We start from the raw sequence: 17,429 nt of genomic DNA on the forward strand, positions 1-17,429 counted from the left end.
CGCTCCCGGTTTTTATTGTAAAGCATTGTTCTGATATTGCCACTAAGCTCTTTGTTTACGGGTAATGACGTCGAAGATAACCGCTGCCGCCAGCACGCCGCCGCGGATCATGTATTGATAGGAAATGCCAACGCCCATCAGGTTCATGCCGCTGGAGAGCGAAGCCATGACGACCGCACCGATGATCGAACCGGTTACTTTGCCGACGCCGCCCGCTGCGGATACGCCGCCGACATAAGCAGCTGCGATCGCATCAAGCTCGAACAGTGTACCTGCTGTCGTTGTTGCGGATTGCAGACGGGAAGTGAACAGGATACCGGACAGTGCAGACAAGAGACCCATGGAGCAGAATACGAAATAGGTGATCTTTTTAACGCTGATACCGCTCAGGTTAGCCGCTTCCGGGTTACTGCCCACCGCATAAATGTGGCGGCCGATCACGGTAGAGGATGTAAGGATGTGGTAGATAACCACCACGATCATGACGATGACGACCGTCCAGGAGAAGCCGTTATAACCTGCGAGAATCCAAGTTACGTAAGCAATGATAGCCGATACGAATACAAGCTTCAGGGCAAACATGCCGCCGGAGATGACTTCAAAGTTATACTTTTGTTTGTTTCTGCGTTTAGAGAATTCGAAGTAGATGAAGAGCACGATGACAATTGCCCCGAGAATCAGGGACAGCAGGTTCAAACCGCCGACATGCGCAATCGCCGGAAGGAAGCCGTTGCCGATAGCGTTAAAGTGTTCGTCTTTGATGATGATGGTGCCTGTTTTTTCAGTTACCAGCAGCAGCGCGCCTCTGAAGATCAGCATCGCTGCCAGGGAAGAAACGAAAGCCGGAATGCCGAGATTCGCAACTAGGAAGCTGTTGAAGAGTCCGATTACGATACCCAGGATCAAGATCACCGGAATGGTAATATAGAATGGAGCACCCCATTGCGTAAGCATAATCGCTGCAATGGCGCCCATAAATCCGGCCGCGAAGCCGACGGACAAGTCGATATGGCGAATGACAATGACCAGGGTCATCCCGACGGCCAATACGGCGATATAACCGGTGGCATCGATCAGGTTACTGATATTCCGCGAGGACATGAACAATCCGTCGGTAAGAATCGAGAAGGTCAGCATGATGACAAACAAGGCGATGTACATGCCATAATCCCGAATATTGACTTTGACGAGCGACTTTGCTTCATTTAGTAGTTTCACAGGTCTTCCTCCTATTGCGTAGCAAGTTTCATTATTTTTTCTTGATCGGCTTCTTCGATCAGAAGCTCACCCTTGATCTTACCTTCGGCCATGACATACAGCCTGTCGCTCATGCCCAGCACTTCCGGAAGTTCCGAGGAAATCATGATAATGCTGAGGCCTTCACTGATCAGCTTGTTCATGATCGTGTAGATTTCGAATTTCGCGCCGACGTCAATCCCCCGGGTCGGCTCATCCAGGATGAGGAGCGACGGGCCGACGAACAGCCATTTGCCGAGCGATACCTTCTGCTGGTTGCCCCCGCTCAGGTTGCCGACGATTTGCTCCACAGACGGAGCTTTGATGTTCATTGATTTTTTGTACTCGTTCGCAACCTTGACTTCCTCGTTGAGATTGATCATCCCGCGCGAGGATACGCCGCCCAGGTTGGCGACCGAGATATTTTGCTTGATATCCTGAATCAGGAATAAGCCGTCGCCTTTTCGGTCTTCCGTTACGTAGGCGATTCCCGCGTTGATTGCATCTTTAGGCGTCTTTAAGGTTGTGCGCTCGCCTTTCACTTTCAGCTCGCCGCTTATTTTGTAGCCTTTGGGATTGCCGAAAATGCTTTGTGCAAATTCGGTCCGTCCCGAGCCCATCAGGCCCGCAATGCCTACAATTTCACCTTTACGGACATTGAAATTCACATTTTTGACCACTTCACGGCCAAGTCCCGGATCATACGCTGTCCAGTTTTCGACTTCCAGCACTTTTTCGCCAAACTGGCGGTTGCTGCGTTTCGGATAAATGTCGTCGATTTCACGGCCTACCATATTCTTGATAATCACCGCTTCCGTTACTTCTTCGGCGGCGAGGGTGCAGATCGTACGTCCGTCGCGCAGGACGGTGACATGATCGGCAATGGCAATGACTTCTTTCAGCTTGTGGGAAATCATGATCGAAGTGATGCCTTCTTTTTTCAGTTCGCGGAGCAGCTCCAGCAGGTTGTCGCTGTCGTCTTCGTTCAGCGCCGCGGTCGGTTCGTCCAGAATCAGCAGCTTCACATCTTTGCTGAGCGCTTTGGCGATTTCGACGAGCTGCTGCTTGCCGACGCCCAAATCTTTGATCAGCGTTTCCGGATTGACGTCCAGTTTTACCTTTTTCAGCATTTCCTGAGCTTTAATAATCGTCTGGTTCCAGTCGACCATCGAGCCCTTCTTGACTTCGTTGCCGGCAAAAATATTCTCATACACCGAAAGATCCGGGAAGAGCGCCAGCTCCTGATAAATGATCGCGATCCCCGTTTTTACGGAATCGCTAATCCGCGTAAACGCCTGTACATTCCCTTCGAACACGATATCGCCGGAATAGGTACCATGCGGATAAACACCGCTGAGCACTTTCATCAGCGTGGATTTGCCGGCTCCATTCTCGCCGACGAGACAGTGGATTTCGCCTTTGTTCACCTTGAAATTCACGTTGGAGAGCGCCTTGACGCCGGTGAATTCCTTGGAGATGCCTTGCATTTCTAAAATGTATGGATTCGTCATCTCTAGTACTCCTTCTCCAGACAAGTCATAGTAGCAGAGGGATAGCGATAGGGCGCTATCACTATCCCGGCTGCGTTATGATTGTTGTTGGTTTACAGACCTGTGAATTCGCTCGCTTCGTAGTATTTGGAATCGATGAGTTCCTTTTGTACGTTTTCTTTGTCTACAACGATAACAGGCGTTTGTTTTGCAGGTACATCAACGCTTCCGTTGTTATACGAGCCGGTTGTTTGCGGGTCTTTGCCGTCCAGGATGGTCAGGGCCATATCCATGGAGTCTTTAACCAGGGTACGAACATCTTTGAACACGGTCATCGATTGTTTGCCGTCGATGATGTACTGAATGGATGCTTTTTCAGCGTCTTGACCGGAGATTACATAGCTCTTGATTGCAGAGTCGGAAGCGAATACGTCGGCGATGGAACGAGCAGTACCGTCGTTTGGTGCCAGGATTGCTACGTCGCCTTTCATGTCGGCAGCAGCTGCAGTCAAGTGCGTTTGCGCTTTGTTCTTAGCTTCGTTGGCATCCCAGTTGGTTGTTACTTGGGATACGATTTTACTCATTTGTTCGCGGGACAGTTCAGCAGAGTCTTGCAGAGCTACAGCTTCGCTGGAGTTCGCAATTTTGAACGTGCCGTCAGCGATTTTTGGTTGCAGCACTTGCCATGCGCCTTGGAAGAACAGGAATGCGTTGTTGTCCGTTGCAGCGCCGGCATACAGGTACAGCGGTTGGCCGTTGCCTTTGGCATGATCAACGAGGTATTGGGCTTGAGCAGCGCCTACAGCCACGCTGTCGAAAGTTACATAGTAGTTAACGGCATCCGTGTTGGTGATCAGGCGGTCATAGGAGATCACTTTTACGCCGGCTTTTTTGGCTGCGTCAGCAGCGGCTGCAGCCGCGTCGCCGTCTTGAGGGCAGATGATCAGGACTTTGATGCCTTTGGCGATCAGCGCGTCAACGTTTTCTTTTTCTTTAGCGGAAGAACCTTGGCTGAACAGGATTTCGGCCTTGTAATCGGTTCCTTTGATCGCGTCTGTGAAGCGTGCTTCGTCTTGTACCCAACGCGGTTCGTCTTTGGTCGGCAATACGATGCCCACATCCACTTTGCTTCCGCTGCCGCTGTTACCGCAAGCGGATACCAGAACCATCAGCATTACGGTGACTAGCATGAAAGGAATCGCTTTCAATGCTTTTTTCATTTTCTAAACCCCTCCTGTAAGTTGGCGAATCTATTGTTTTGCTTACACCCTGATGTTATCATCCGCCCGGTTTTACCTGAATAGAAAATTCTCCTTTGTTTCTTGAATATCCTCACATGCAAAATTGCGTTATACTGATGTAGCAAGATGCACGGAAAGGAGCTCATCCATGATTATCCCAATACCAGAGATCAACTTTACCGCTTCCAGCTTCTACAATCCCCAGCTGAACAACGTCGTGATTCTCGCTACGGGCGGAACGATTGCAGGCAGCGGCGAAGCGCACAATACACTGAATTATGAACCGGGCGCCCTGCCGATCCAGGACCTGCTGGACAGCGTGCCACATCTCGAACGGGTCGCCAACTGCGCCGGCGTTCAGGTCAGCAATCTGTGCAGCGCGGACATCACAAGCGAGCACTGGCTTACACTGGCGACGCTGATCAACACGCTTGCCCAGCGCCCGGACATTCACGGCTTCGTGATTACCCATGGGACGGATACGCTGGACGAAACCTCGTATTTCCTCAACCTGGTGCTCAAAACCGATAAACCGGTCATTATTACGGGCTCCATGCGCCCGGCGACCGCAATCAGTGCCGACGGTCCGCTGAATCTGTTCCAGTCGGTTGCACTGGCCGCGAATCCGGAAGCTTACGGACAAGGGGTGATGGTTGTATTTGCCGAAGGCATCTACAGCGGCAGGGATGTGCAAAAGGTGAATACCTTTAAGGCAAATGCCTTTGACGAGCGCGATTTCGGCTGTCTCGGCTACATGCGCGACGAACATGCTTACTTCTATACCCGTTCCCTGAAAAAGCATACGACCGCCGCGCAATTTAATATCGCCGGCCTGCAGTCGCTGCCCGTGGTCTCTGTAGCGTATTTCCATGTGGATGCCGATCCCGGCATCCTCGATTATCTCGCCACCATTTCGAAGGGCATCGTCATCGCCGGCGCAGGCGGCGGAATCTACAGCAAGCCGTGGATCGACAAAGTCGGCAACCTGAAGAACAACAACATTCCGGTTGTGCGCTGCTCCCGCATTTCCAGCGGGATTACGCTCAAGGACTCATACATCGATTTATCCGCCAACTCGATTCCCTGCAACAGCCTCGTGCCGCAGAAGGCGCGAATCCTGCTGTCACTCGCGCTGACGCAAACAACGGAATACCACGAAATCGGCGCCATGTTTAACGAATACTAAGTTCGCCCCAAATAAAGCATCCCGCAGCCCTTTCGGCCGTCCGCCGGCAGGGCTGCGGGATTTTTGTTTGCCGCCGGGCAGAGTATCCGGTTCCTGCCCAGGGATTGACAGACTAGAAGATATCCTCTAAAGTTAACCTATTCAATAAATCAATTGAATAGTTGAGGTGAATGTATTTGGATGACAGAACGTTCAAAGATGGGCTGTTTGCCGAGTTTTCCCGCATCGGCAAATGCCTGTCCAGCCCAAAACGCCTGGAGATCCTGGATATTCTGATCCAGGGACCCAAATCAGTGGAGAGTCTTTCCCGGATGACAGGCATGTCTATCGCCAACGTCTCCCAGCATCTTCAGACCCTGCATGCCGCTAAACTGGTCGATTCCCGCAAGCAGGGAAATTTTGTTTTCTACGAATTGGCCGATCCGGCAGTGCTTCGCTTTCTGGCCTCCTTATACGGGCTGTCGGAAAAGCAGCTGATTGAGGTCCGGCATATCAAGGAGCAATTTATGGGCCCACTCTCGGAAGTCGAAGGTGTTACACTGGAGGAGCTTAAGGAACGGCTGGATTCCGGGGAAGTTGTGCTGCTCGACGTGCGTCCGAAGGATGAATATGAAGCAGGTCATATTCCTGGCGCCGTCTCCATCCCGATCCGGGAATTGGCGGATCGGCTGGCCACATTGCCGCGGAAAACCCGGATCGTGGCTTACTGCCGCGGCCCGTATTGCCTGATGGCAGCCCAGGCCGCCGAACTGCTGAACTCCCGGGGGTTTGAAGCCGCGCATTTCGATAAAAGCGTTCATGACTGGTACGAATTCATGACTGCACAATCAAAGGAGGCTTCGAATGGGGTCCTTGCAGACAGTAAATAAGCAGCAGGAAATGATGATCAGCCGTTATGCAGCCTCTCCGGAGGAACAACGTAAGCTGTTCCGGCGTACGCTGGTTACCGTCATCTTCTCCCAAATATTCGGGGGTGCCGGCCTTGCCGCCGGTATTACCGTCGGTGCTCTGCTGGCGCAGGATATGCTCGGCACGGATAATGTTACGGGCGTGCCGACGGCCCTGTTTACTTTGGGCTCGGCGCTGGCCGCCCTGCTCGTCGGCCGCTCCTCCCAGAAGCACGGAAGGCGCCTCGGGTTGGGCGCCGGTTTTATCGCCGGCAGCGTAGGCGCCATCGGCGTTATTGCCGCGGCCGTGCTGAACAGCATCGTGCTGCTGCTCGTATCGCTTTTTGTTTACGGCGCGGGATCAGCGACCAATCTGCAGGCCCGCTACGCGGGAACTGATTTGGCCATACCGAAAGAGCGGGCCACCGCAGCGAGCATGGCGATGGTCTTCACCACGTTCGGCGCCGTCGCCGGCCCGAATCTGGTCAATCTTACCGGCGATTTCGCCAAGTCGTTGGACATCCCGAGTCTTGCTGGTCCGTTCATTCTCGCGGCGGCAGCCTACTTTGTCGCAGGAATGGTGCTGCTCGTGTTTCTGCGGCCGGACCCGTTGATCATGGCGAAGGCTTTCGCCGGCCGTTCAACGGAAGCCGGCACAGCACCCGGGCGGACGCTGGCCTCCGCCGTGGATAGGAGGGGGCTTTTTACCGGGATAGCCGTCATGGTGATGACGCAAATCGTGATGGTTGCCATTATGACAATGACTCCGGTACATATGAAGCATCACGGGCATGGACTGGGCGAAGTCGGTCTCGTTATCGGCTTCCACATCGGCTCGATGTACCTGCCTTCACTGGTTACGGGAATGCTCGTGGATAAAATCGGGCGTAAGCGTATGGCCGCGGCCGCGGGCTTCACGCTGCTGTTGTCGGGAGTCGCCGCTGCGCTGGCGCCTGCCGATTCCATGACCATGCTGATCGTGGCCCTGTCTCTTCTGGGACTGGGCTGGAACTTCGGCCTGATCAGCGGTACGGCACTGATCATCGACGCTACCACGCCCCAGAACAGGGCTAAGGTTCAAGGTTCGGTCGATGTTCTGATTGCGCTGGCCGGCGCTACCGGAGGAGCAGTATCAGGCATGGTCGTTGCCCACTCCAGTTATGCGGCGCTTTCCCTTGGAGGCAGCGTTCTTGCTGTATTGCTGCTCCCGATTCTGTTCTGGCCGTACTCCCCGAAAACTAGAAATTGATTGCTGCAAACAAAAAGCTGTCCCGTAACCGCGAAGCGGTAACGGGACAGCTTTTTCGTTGATACGCTGGAGAACAGCGCTCTCCGCAGCGGCGCTCCGGGCACTCCAATCTAACGCCATCTTCCAATTCTTAAGCGGCCGAAATCCGGGAAACAGCCCGCAGCTCCGTTCTCACCCTATTCCCCGCTCAATGTAACGCGGTTTCGGCCCTGCGTCTTTGACCGGTAGAGCGCGTCATCGCCCAGCTTGTAAATATCCTCTTCGCTGAAGCTGCCGACCTGAACGGCGGCAACGCCGATCGACATCGTCACCCGGCCGACTCCTGCGCTCTGCTTGTGTTCGATCTGCAGCGCCTCGATACCTTGGCGAATCGTCTCGGCCAGAGCGGCGGCTTGCTGCGGACCGTAGCCCGGCGCAAGAATCCCGAACTCTTCCCCGCCCAGGCGGAAGGCAATGGCATCGCCTGCGGCGGCCAGCGCATGCAATACGGTTCCCACACGGCGCAGCACATTATCGCCTTCGTAGTGGCCATACGTATCGTTGTATTTTTTGAAATCGTCGATATCCATCATGAGATAACCGAGATAGCTGTTATTTAGCTTCGCTTTGCTTACCTGCTCGCGGAAAGTCTGATTGAAATAACGCCGGTTGTAAAGGCCGGTCAGCTCATCCGTAATGGAAATCCGCTCGATCAGGTGAATGTAACGGTTCAGCTCCTGATTGTTCAGCTCCAGCTCCCTTGTCCGTTCCGCTACCAGATCTTCCAGATGCTCCTTATGCTTGCGCAGCTCTTCTTCCGCCTGCTTCCGCAGGGTTATATCCTTCACCGTGCCCTGTATTGCCGGACGATTCTGGAACGTGGTCATCGTCACCTTATGAATAACGATAATCTCCCGCTGGCCGTTCTTATGCAGCAGCCGGGTTTCGTATTCCTGCGGTGCTTCGATACCATTCAGCCGGTCGGCGTAATACCCCATCACTTTGGAACGTTCATCCGGGCTTAAAAACGTATCAAACGGCATGCCGATCATCTCTTCCAGCCCGTAGCCCAGCATGTCGGCCAGCATTTGATTCACGTATTTGCATTTTTGGTCCTGTGAGATAAAAATGCCGTCCTGCATGTGGTGCACAAGCGCGCGGTATTTCTCCTCGGAACGCTCCAGTTCGGAATACAGGCTGGCGTTCTCCAGCGAGAATACCATTTCGCGCGACAGCAGGTTAATCACCTTGATCCGTTCCTCGGTAAATGCCCCGCGCAGCAGATTATTCTCCAGATAGATGACGGCAACCGTCTTGTTCTGGTTGATCAGCGGCATGCAGATCACGGATTTGGGCTGTTCTTCCGCGATATAAGGATCATTCGCCAAATCCAGTTCTGCGTAGGCATCGTTCAGCACAACGGTTTGTCCGTCCGCCTCCACCCGCCGGATCAAGGTCATCGGCAAGCGGGCAACCTCCCGGGAGTGATGCATCGTGACGGCGATTTTATCCTCCTCCGGCCGGTATTCGCCCTCCACCGCCAATCCGGCGGCTGCAGTCATGCGAATGCAGCCCCGCTGTGCTCCGGCGGTCTTGATCACAATCTCCATCAGCGCGGCAAGCAGTTGATCCAGCTCGATTTCTTTGGAGATCGCCTGGGAAGCCTGCATGACGGATTGCAGGTCGATGCTTTCGCTGTGATCCGAAAGCGAGCGTCCGGACGCCGCGACTTTGTATTCGGATACGCCGGTCAACTGCGGATAGTGTTCGCGCAGGAAACGAACCTTCGCTTTGGCTCCCCATACCGAATAATAATATATCGACTGCTTCAGCAGGTAGGCTGCGTAGCCTTCCATTCCCCGGCCGGCATAAAATTTCGCCGCAAGCTCATGAGCCAGCGCCTTGTACCGGACAAACCCGCTTTCTTCGCAAGCCGCGATCGCCTGCTGGTACAAGCGGCCGGCATCATCGGCTTTGCCGCCGATTCTCGCCCATTCCGCCCGCATCAGCAGTTCATGCTGGCGGAACGTCCCGGGGGCATGGGCAGCCCATTTGCGCACCCGGCCCAGCTCCTTGCGCATCTTCGCCCGCGCACGCCTGCGGGCGGCGAAGCCCATAGACTCATAACCGCCGGCCATATTCAGAAAGGCATACAGAGAATATTCCTCCATAAATGCCGACCCCGCGAGTGTGCCGATGACGCCGTTTGCTCTGGCAAGATGCTCTTGCGCTTCATGATAACGTTCATACGCAAAAAACTGCTTCATTTTGTGGATATGGAAAATCGCGACACCGGAATAATAATTGGCTGCCTCCAGCTCTTCCAGATAAGCCTGTTCGCTGAAGTCCTCTCCATCGAAAGAGAGAGAATCCGTTAACAATCCGGCCAGTCCCCGGTGATACTGCCGGGCAAGTTTGGCGGTCGCCAGCGCTTCCTTATATTTGGTCTGCCCGATCAGGCCGATCATCCGGTCGCTTTCCTGGAGAAAAGCAGCGATCTCCATTTCCGGATTCCACAAATGGATATAGTACGCCGCATGGGCCAAATACAGCAAATCCCCGTTCTGGAGCCCGGAGGTCAGCGCCGAGCCAAACCAATCCTTCAGGGAAGACCACGGCTCGGTCCAAACATGGCTGAACAGGGTGTACAGCACCCGGGAAGCGCTGCGCCACTGGCGGTCGCCAAATTTGTCATTGATGGTCACGCCAAGGCGGCCGAATTCATAGGCTCCCTTTACATCGCCAAATCCGGAGAGCAGCATCGCATAGCCGATAAAAGCCAGCGCCGATTCCGGCGAAATGCCATGCTTCAGCGACAAACCGACCTTCTTGAGCACGACAAAACCAAACAGCGCGGTTTCTCCGGAAATAAACGCGGGCGGAATAAAATTGATCAGGAGACGCATGACCCGCTTCAGTTCGGGATCAGCCATCTCCGGCGCATTGAGGATCGCTTTGACGTTCCTGCCGCGCAGCGCGGCTTTGACTTTGACCAGCTCTTTCAGGACGGCGACCATGGTCACCTTCTGCGGCACGGATACCCCAAGCTCGCGTAATCCATTGCGGCCGGCCGTTATGGCCTCCTGCATCATCCCGAGGTACATGTAATGCGTAGCCTGCATTTCATAAATGCCCGCACGCTGCGGCTTATCGCCGGAACGGCGAAGGAGTTCGGCGCAAGCTTCATCGCCTTCAAGCAGACGATGGTTCAGGTAGGCGCATTCGGCATACAGTGTGTGCAGCTTCGCGGCCAATTCCCCATCGGCATGCCAGATGTCCGCCGGCAGCAGGCGGATGGCTGAGCGAAGTAGCGCATAGGCGGAATCGTACCCGAATGCGGCTTTGGCCTGTTCCGCCGCCTGCAGGTTCATCCGCACCAGCGCTTCTCTCTCTTCCTCGCCGTGAAGCTGCTCCGCGCCATGGTTAAAGTGTGAAGCGATCTCTACCAGCCGCTCGGCTTGGGCTTCCTCCTTCAGCCCGGCAAGAAGCCGGCGGCCAATGGTCAGGTGCAGCGCCTTGATCCGCTGCGGATCGTACATTTGATAGAATGCCTGCTGGATGCGGTCATGGACAAACTTAAAGCGGGTATACAGCATCGCCGTTTCTTGCTCCGCCGGATCATGTTGACCCGCGCCTTCCGGCAGATGCGTTTCCAGCCCGACGATAATTTCTTCATCCATCGCCCGCTGCAGGGCAGCCTCGATCCGCTCTGCCGGTTCCTGCGAGATGATGGCAAGCAGATTACGCTCGAATACGCCGCCGAGTGCCGCGCCCATAACCAGCAGACTGCGCACATGCTCCGGCAGACGGCCAAGCTTGTCCATCAGAAAATGCACGACATTGTCACTGGCCGGAAGAGCGGCGATGTCGTCGAGCCGCCAAATCCATGCTCCCTCCAGCTCGTTGAATTCCAGCACATCGCGTTCCTGCAGCAGCTTCATGAATTCACCTAGGTACAGGGCGTTGCCTTGGGTCCGCCGATAAACCAGATCTGCCAGCTCGCGCACTTCGTCCGGCTCACGGTAAACGATGTCGGCGACATACTGGCGGACGTCTTCGGCCGTCAACGCCTTCAGCTCAATGGAGCCGGCCCCGGCCGACTGCAGGACAGCGATTGCCGCTTCCGCTGCAGCATTCTCCGCAAGCTCGCTGCCGCGGTAGGCCAGCACGATAAACAAGCCGTGCAAGCTGGAGTCCTGCGCAAGCCTCTGCACAAGCTGCAGCGTTGAGCCGTCCGCCCAGTGGATATCATCGAGGAACAACATCAGCGGACGCACGCCGCCGGTCAGGCCTTCGATCAGACGCGTCAGCGTCAAATAGAACCGGTTGGCCTCCTCCGCCGGGTTAAGCGGCTGCCGCTCAAGCTGAGGCTCCAGTCCCAGCCACTCGCCCAGCTCCGGAATCAGCCCGGTTAATAACCCGGCGTTCCCGCCGAGTGACGCCGCTACGGATTCCCGCAGCTCCTCGGCGCCGGCTTCCGGATCCTCGCCGCTGGCCGCCAGTTCGCCGAGCAGCCTGCGGAATGCCTGGATCAGCGCGCCGAGCGGCATGTTCCGGGTATACTGCTCAAATTTGCCCTCGGCAAACAGCCCCTTATCCGTGCCGACATACCGGTGCATCTCGCGTACAAAAGCGGTCTTGCCGACCCCGGCTTCGCCCGAGACCAGCATCAACCGCTCCGCGAACGCGCGGTTTGCCCGGAATGCCTGAAGCAGGCGCTTCGCCTCGGCTTCCCGGCCATACAGCTGCTGGGGCAGCCGGAACGCATACAGCCGGTCCTCGGCCGCCAGCTCGAACGGCTCGCCCGGGTACAGGCATTTCTGCAGATCGGCCCGGATGCCGTAAGCGCTGCGGTACCGGTCATCGGCCGACTTTTCCAGCAGCTTCATAATTACTGCCGATAATGGCCCAGGCACTTTCCCCCCGGTCAGACGGTCCGGCGGAACCGGTTCTTTGGCGATGATCGCATAAATCTGCTCGGTCATGCCCGCTGCCGGAAACGGGCGCTGGCCGGTCATCATCTCGTAAAGGACCGCTCCGAACGAATAATAATCGCTGCGGTAATCAATGTCGCGGTTCATCCGGCCCGTCTGTTCGGGAGAAATGTAACTAAGGCTGCCTTCAAGCACGCCCGTGCTTTGATGCTCGCGTTTCTTCTTGGACAGCTTGACCGCGAGATCAAAATCAATGATTTGCACGATATCGTCATGCCGGTTCCAAATAATGTTGGCCGGCTTTATATCCTTGTGAATGATATCACGTTCGTGGATGGCTCCGAGAATGTCGACCAGACGAACGGCCAACCGCAGGAGTGTCTCTGCATCCGGCTTCTCTTCCGCCAGAATGTGCTTCAGGGAACGGCCGTGGATATCCTGCAGCACCATAAGATAATAGCCGTTTTGTTCTTCCAGCGATATCGGTGTAATGACGCCGCCATTCAAAGCTTCGCCTAGCTCCTGCAGCAGCCTGTATTCCTGCTTAAAGCGGATCACCGTCTCGGGAGAGGCCAACTCCGCCCGGAGCACCTTGAGGATCACCGTCATTCCTTCAGCGGTCCTGCAGCGGTAGACCGCCTTCAGCGGATTATCGGAAATGGTCTCCAGGATCTGATAGTTGTCAAAAGCGATCATCGCCACTCCACCTTTTGCAAATAGTCCTACCGTTTCTAATACTTTTACTTATGTATGTAGACCGAAAATCAGGCACCGCCGAAGCGATGCCCGATACAAGCGGTTGTCCGCCGGCTTGTCCGCTGCGCAATCAGGATTCGCCCCTGAGCAATGGCTCCAGCGCATTGACAACCATTTCATGATCTTCCACCCCGGTAAGGCCCGATACGGTAATGGTGCCCACTGCTCCGACTCCGCGGACCAGAAGCGGAAAGCTTCCGCCCTCGGCCGCGTAATGCAGCGGATCCACAAAAGCGTTATCCTGAAGCGTCGTATTCCATGATTTATACAGTACATGCATATAATAAGAACTATGGCCGAAATGCTGAACCGTATTGATTTTCCGGGTGATCCAGCGGTCGTTTTCCGGCCCGTTGCCGTCCATTTTGGCCAGGAACAGCAGCTGTCCGTTCAGCCGGATATCGACCGTAATTTTTTTGTCGAGCTTGCGCGCCCGTTCCAGGATGGCCAAACCCAGCTGTAAGGCGGTTTCGTTGCTGAACTTGCTGAATTGCAGTTCCTGTTCCTGCTGCAGCAGCTGTTCGAGTAAAGGCGTATAATCATCCATTGAAGTAACACTCCCTAGTGACCGATTGGTTACAGTATATTGAATCCTTCCTCCGCTTGTCTATGTTTTTGGTAAATGGACAGGCATATGCTACAATAGCCGTGAAAATGCCAGCCTAAATTTCCGGAGGAGTGAAGCGTGTGGCGATTAATGTGTACTTGAATTTTGACGGCAACACCCGTGAAGCAGTGGAGTTCTATGCAAAAGTATTCGAAACGGAAACGCCGCAAATGATGACGTTTGGGGATTCGCCCCAGGACCCGTCTTTTCCGCTGCCCGAGGAAGCCAAAAACCGGATCATGCATGCCAGGCTGGAGGCTGCCGGCGGCGTGCTGATGTTCTCCGATACGTTTCCGGGAATGCCGTTTACCCAGGGAAACAATATCAGCCTGACCGTCACAAGCCCCGACGAAGAGAGTATCAAGACCTGGTTCGCTAAACTCAGCGACGGCGGCAAGGTAAACATGGAGCTGCAAAAGACATTCTGGAGCAACTGTTACGGCAGCCTGCGGGATAAATTCGGCATTGAATGGCAGCTAAGCTGCGACTGATCCATCCCGGAGAAAACAACCGGATCTAATAAAAACACAGGGTACAGAATTTCCGGCTACGGTGATTCTTTACCCTGTTTTTGCGTCAGAGGAACATTTTTATGCGCTTACATAAAAATTTATGTTTTAATAGAAGTACGTTTGGCATTCCACTGTAAAGGAGCTACCCTATGGAAATTTCCGCTTTTTTGCTGCCGAAGGACCAGGTGTCGTACATCACCTCCGACGTTACGATGCAGGACGCGCTCGACGTGCTCGAACATCATTATTATTCCGCCATTCCGATCATTGACGGAGCCGGCAAATATGTCGGAACCCTGTCGGAAGGCGATCTGCTATGGAAGCTCAAGAATACGCCGGGCCTGGATTTCGGCAATCTGCATCAGCTTACGGTGGAAGCCATCCAGCGCCACGTGCACAATGAAAGCGTCGAGATTCATGCCGAAATGGAAGATATGCTGACGCTGGCCGCAGACCAGAACTTTGTGCCGGTGGTGGATGATACGGGCGTCTTTCTCGGCATTATCCGCCGCAAGGATATCATCGAATACTATACGCGCAATATTACCGATTAAAAATGCCAGAAAAACGGCTGCATCTTCCGACGCGGGAAATGCAGCCGTTCGCGTTACGCTAGGGAATCAAATGATTTCAAATACGCTGGTCAGCCGGGTTAATTCAAAAATATTGCGCACATTGGCGTTCAGCGTCCCAAGGCGGATGCCGCCCCCGTTCTCAACGCATTTCTTATACGAACTGACGATGACGCCGAGTCCGGTGCTGTCGATAAAGCTGCAGGAACGGAAATCCAGCAGAAAACGGTACTGCCCCTGTTGAATCCACTCGCGGATCTCTTCGCGGAAATCCCCTGCCTCCTGAACCGAAAATATGGCCGGCATTTCAATCACAATCTCGTTCACGTTATTCCCCCCTGACTATGAATTTCTCAACAAGCAGTTCCAGTTCGTTTGCCATGGCGCTGACCTCCTGTGCCGTGACGACAAAGTTGTTGACGGTGGCTGCCTGCTCTTCCGTTGCGCTCGATACCGCTTCGCTGTTCGATGCCGCCTGCTCGGAAATCGTGCCCATGGAATCAATCAGCTTGATGATCTGATCGGAAGTCGCCACCTCGTCTTTGGTGATATCGAGAATTTCCTTGACGTTCCGCGTAATCTGCTCGACCGCTTCAATAATGTGAACAAATGCGCGGTCGGTATCGCTGACGATCTGCACGCCGCTCTCTACTGCAGCTGCAGCGCCCTGCATGGAAGCGACCGCTTCACCGATGCGCCCGACCATGTTGCCGACCAGTACGGAAATTTCGTTTGCCTGCTTGTTGGTTTCCTCTGAAAGTTTGCGCACCTCGCCGGCGACGACGCTGAAGCCCCGGCCGTGTTCCCCGGCACGCGCAGCTTCAATGGCTGCGTTAAGCGCCAGCAGATTGGTCTGCTTAGCGATCGCATTGATTGTGCCGATAATCGTCGTCACCTGGCCCGACAGCTCGCTCACCGTCATCAGCCCCGCTTCCGTTTCACGGGTACTGCTGTTGATGGTATCCATCGCCCGCACCGTGTCCGTAACGCGGTCACGGCCTTCCATGGCCGCCTGATACGTCAAATCGGCGTTCCCTGAAGTGGCCGCTGCTTTGTTCTGCGCCATTTGCACGAGGCTGGACAACTGCACGAGCACCTGGGAGGCGTTAACGACCGACTGATTACTATTCTCCGCGCCGGCGGCGATCTCCTGTGTGCTGGCGCTGATATCTTCGATGGAAGCGCTGATTTCCTCGGAAGAAGCCGCCATTTCCTCCGACATCGCAGTCAAGGACTCCGAACCCCGCCGCACCTTTTGAATGACCGCATTCTGCTTGTCGATCATGGTATTGAACGATTCGCTGAGCACCTGCAGCTCATCGCCCGAATGGATAGAGGTATGCACGGTCAAATCGCCGTCCCCGGCAAGCGACATCGCTTTTCCGAGCTGCTTGACGGGCTTCAAAATGCTGCGGTTTGTGAAGAAATACCCCGCCACCAGGGCGACCGCAATAAAGATGATGACAATCAGCAGCGTTGTGTTGCGGATGTCGGTCGCCGGAGCCATATATTCTTTATAATTGGCCGTCGAAGCAACAACCCATTGTCCCGCAGGCTGGAACGAGACGTATTTATAGACGCCCTCATAAGTATAAAATCCGTGCGAGGTCTCCCCGGCTTTCATCTGCTGCACCAGCGCGTTTAATTCTTTATTGCTGTTACCGTCAATATTTTCCTTCAGGATTTTGCTCTGATCCGGATGGTAGACGATCAAGCCGGTCCGGTCGATCATATAAGCGTACCCGCTGTCGCCGGTTCGAATATCGGCAACCGGTTTGGATATCGTGTCAAACAGAATGGTGGCCACAATGACGCCGGAGGTGGTCCCGTCCAGTTTTAGCGGCTGGGCGATGGCCACAACGTTGTGACCCGTATCCCGGGAAGTGAGCACACCGCTCACCGAAGCCTCGCCTTTGAGCGCCGTCTGGAAATATTCACGGTCGCTGAGATTCAGGTCCGGCGAATCGGAGCTGTTCGTAAGCAGCGCTTTGCCGCTTTTATCGGTGATGACGATAGTCTCCATCAGGCTCGCATTGGACTTCTGGAGTCCACTAAGGTACGCATAGGCATCGGTTCTAGCCGAATCAAGGGAAGGATCAGCCGCGAATTGCGCAAGCGTCTTGTTCTGGCTGGCAATGTTCAGATAATTGCCCACCGCCGTCAAATCGTTATCGACAAACCGCGCGGCAGATGACGTCGTTGTCGTCAATTCCTCTTCGATCGTCTTCTGCAGCGCGTCTGAGGATAAACGGTACGAGATGACACCTGAGGCGGCAAGCGGCACGCTGATGATCAGAAACAGCAGAATGCTGATTTTTATTTTTAAACTAAGTTTCAAATTGTTCTCTCCTTTGCATTGAAGGAAACGTCATCCTGAACGGAAAAAATCGGACCGACGTTCTTGCTGATAATCATGGTGTTGCCCTGCATCTCCACATGGTCGGAATAGCAGCGGATCAGGAACAATCCCCTGCCGCTGTCATCAAGCAGCCGATCGCGCTCAATGTCTTCCGGAATCGTAAAGCCGATGGAGCAGCCGCAATCCTCCACTTGCAGTCGGAGCAGCCGATCCCGCAGCGAATAACGAATATAGATCGGTTTGGTGGCATTCCCGAGATTGCCGTGATAATAAGCATTGGTCACCGCCTCCATCAGGATGAGTCTGATATCGAACGCGTAATCCTCCAGCTGCAGCTCGGATATAATCCGGTCAATGACCGCCAGCGCACCTTCCATCCCGAAGAGCAGCACCTCTTTTTGAACTTCTCCCATACTCACAC

13 protein-coding genes are annotated in these 17,429 nt (G+C 54.6%); 5 read left to right on the plus strand and 8 right to left on the minus strand.

Translation table 11 applies throughout. The annotated features are described in order from the left end of the window. Positions 1-42: 42 nt before the first annotated feature. From BMW84_RS07685 to BMW84_RS07695, 3 genes are all read right to left on the minus strand, one after another. Positions 43-1,218, minus strand: a complete 1,176-nt coding sequence (locus BMW84_RS07685) for a sugar ABC transporter permease (RefSeq protein WP_091066256.1) — start codon at positions 1,216-1,218, stop codon at positions 43-45. Between the two features lie 11 nt (positions 1,219-1,229). After that, positions 1,230-2,747: a sugar ABC transporter ATP-binding protein gene (locus BMW84_RS07690; protein WP_091066259.1), complete on the minus strand. Its 1,518-nt coding sequence runs from the start codon at positions 2,745-2,747 to the stop codon at positions 1,230-1,232. A gap of 92 nt (positions 2,748-2,839) precedes the next feature. After that, positions 2,840-3,946, minus strand: a complete 1,107-nt coding sequence (locus tag BMW84_RS07695; protein ID WP_091066262.1) for a sugar ABC transporter substrate-binding protein — start codon at positions 3,944-3,946, stop codon at positions 2,840-2,842. Between the two features lie 169 nt (positions 3,947-4,115). On the opposite strand from BMW84_RS07695, the gene BMW84_RS07700 reads away from it, so the two are divergent. From BMW84_RS07700 to BMW84_RS07710, 3 genes are all read left to right on the plus strand, one after another. Then, a complete protein-coding gene (locus BMW84_RS07700; protein ID WP_091066265.1) occupies positions 4,116-5,153 on the plus strand; it encodes an asparaginase in 1,038 nt (345 codons plus the stop codon). A 176-nt stretch (positions 5,154-5,329) separates the two neighbouring features. Beyond that, complete coding sequence (locus tag BMW84_RS07705) at positions 5,330-6,022, plus strand: ArsR/SmtB family transcription factor (RefSeq protein ID WP_091066269.1); 693 nt, start codon at positions 5,330-5,332, stop codon at positions 6,020-6,022. Continuing rightward, complete coding sequence (locus BMW84_RS07710; RefSeq protein ID WP_091066271.1) at positions 5,997-7,289, plus strand: MFS transporter; 1,293 nt, start codon at positions 5,997-5,999, stop codon at positions 7,287-7,289. Before BMW84_RS07705 ends, BMW84_RS07710 begins: the two co-directional genes overlap by 26 nt. A gap of 176 nt (positions 7,290-7,465) precedes the next feature. Here BMW84_RS07710 and BMW84_RS07715 read toward each other — a convergent pair whose 3' ends face one another. Together BMW84_RS07715 and BMW84_RS07720 are read right to left on the minus strand one after the other, a co-directional pair. Beyond that, positions 7,466-12,898, minus strand: a complete 5,433-nt coding sequence (locus BMW84_RS07715; RefSeq protein WP_091066273.1) for a diguanylate cyclase — start codon at positions 12,896-12,898, stop codon at positions 7,466-7,468. A gap of 130 nt (positions 12,899-13,028) precedes the next feature. Next, the gene (locus BMW84_RS07720; RefSeq protein ID WP_091066276.1) at positions 13,029-13,505 is read right to left on the minus strand and encodes a heme-degrading domain-containing protein; all 477 of its coding nucleotides are present in this window, start codon (positions 13,503-13,505) and stop codon (positions 13,029-13,031) included. 140 nt (positions 13,506-13,645) lie between these two features. Between BMW84_RS07720 and BMW84_RS07725 the strand changes: the two genes are divergently transcribed. Beyond that, a complete protein-coding gene (locus tag BMW84_RS07725; protein ID WP_091066277.1) occupies positions 13,646-14,056 on the plus strand; it encodes a VOC family protein in 411 nt (136 codons plus the stop codon). A 170-nt stretch (positions 14,057-14,226) separates the two neighbouring features. Next, complete coding sequence (locus BMW84_RS07730) at positions 14,227-14,631, plus strand: CBS domain-containing protein (RefSeq protein ID WP_091066280.1); 405 nt, start codon at positions 14,227-14,229, stop codon at positions 14,629-14,631. 66 nt (positions 14,632-14,697) lie between these two features. On the opposite strand, the gene BMW84_RS07735 is transcribed toward BMW84_RS07730, so the two are convergent. Genes BMW84_RS07735 through BMW84_RS07745 form a run of 3 tightly spaced genes read right to left on the minus strand, consistent with a single transcriptional unit; the run spans position 14,698 to position 17,421 of the window. Further along, the gene (locus BMW84_RS07735; RefSeq protein ID WP_217646119.1) at positions 14,698-14,976 is read right to left on the minus strand and encodes an STAS domain-containing protein; all 279 of its coding nucleotides are present in this window, start codon (positions 14,974-14,976) and stop codon (positions 14,698-14,700) included. Between the two features lies 1 nt (position 14,977). After that, entirely contained in the window at positions 14,978-16,987 is a 2,010-nt protein-coding gene (locus BMW84_RS07740; RefSeq protein WP_091066282.1) for a methyl-accepting chemotaxis protein, read from the minus strand. Further along, complete coding sequence (locus BMW84_RS07745; RefSeq protein WP_091066285.1) at positions 16,984-17,421, minus strand: ATP-binding protein; 438 nt, start codon at positions 17,419-17,421, stop codon at positions 16,984-16,986. The genes BMW84_RS07740 and BMW84_RS07745 overlap by 4 nt, the downstream gene beginning before the upstream one ends. Between the last annotated feature and the right edge of the window lie 8 nt (positions 17,422-17,429).

The sequence above is a fragment of the Paenibacillus sp. NFR01 genome, assembly GCF_900111565.1.
Taxonomy (GTDB): domain Bacteria; phylum Bacillota; class Bacilli; order Paenibacillales; family Paenibacillaceae; genus Paenibacillus_AQ.

Excerpts from the sequence above, each read along its gene's own strand:
- BMW84_RS07715 (WP_091066273.1), bottom strand. The coding sequence starts at position 12,898 with ATGATCGCTTTTGACAACTATCAGATCCTGGAGACCATTTCCGATAAT.
- BMW84_RS07720 (WP_091066276.1), bottom strand. The coding sequence starts at position 13,505 with ATGGATGATTATACGCCTTTACTCGAACAGCTGCTGCAGCAGGAACAG.
- BMW84_RS07745 (WP_091066285.1), bottom strand. The coding sequence starts at position 17,421 with ATGGGAGAAGTTCAAAAAGAGGTGCTGCTCTTCGGGATGGAAGGTGCG.
- BMW84_RS07695 (WP_091066262.1), bottom strand. The coding sequence starts at position 3,946 with ATGAAAAAAGCATTGAAAGCGATTCCTTTCATGCTAGTCACCGTAATG.
- BMW84_RS07700 (WP_091066265.1), top strand. The coding sequence starts at position 4,116 with ATGATTATCCCAATACCAGAGATCAACTTTACCGCTTCCAGCTTCTAC.
- BMW84_RS07710 (WP_091066271.1), top strand. The coding sequence starts at position 5,997 with ATGGGGTCCTTGCAGACAGTAAATAAGCAGCAGGAAATGATGATCAGC.
- BMW84_RS07690 (WP_091066259.1), bottom strand. The coding sequence starts at position 2,747 with ATGACGAATCCATACATTTTAGAAATGCAAGGCATCTCCAAGGAATTC.
- BMW84_RS07730 (WP_091066280.1), top strand. The coding sequence starts at position 14,227 with ATGGAAATTTCCGCTTTTTTGCTGCCGAAGGACCAGGTGTCGTACATC.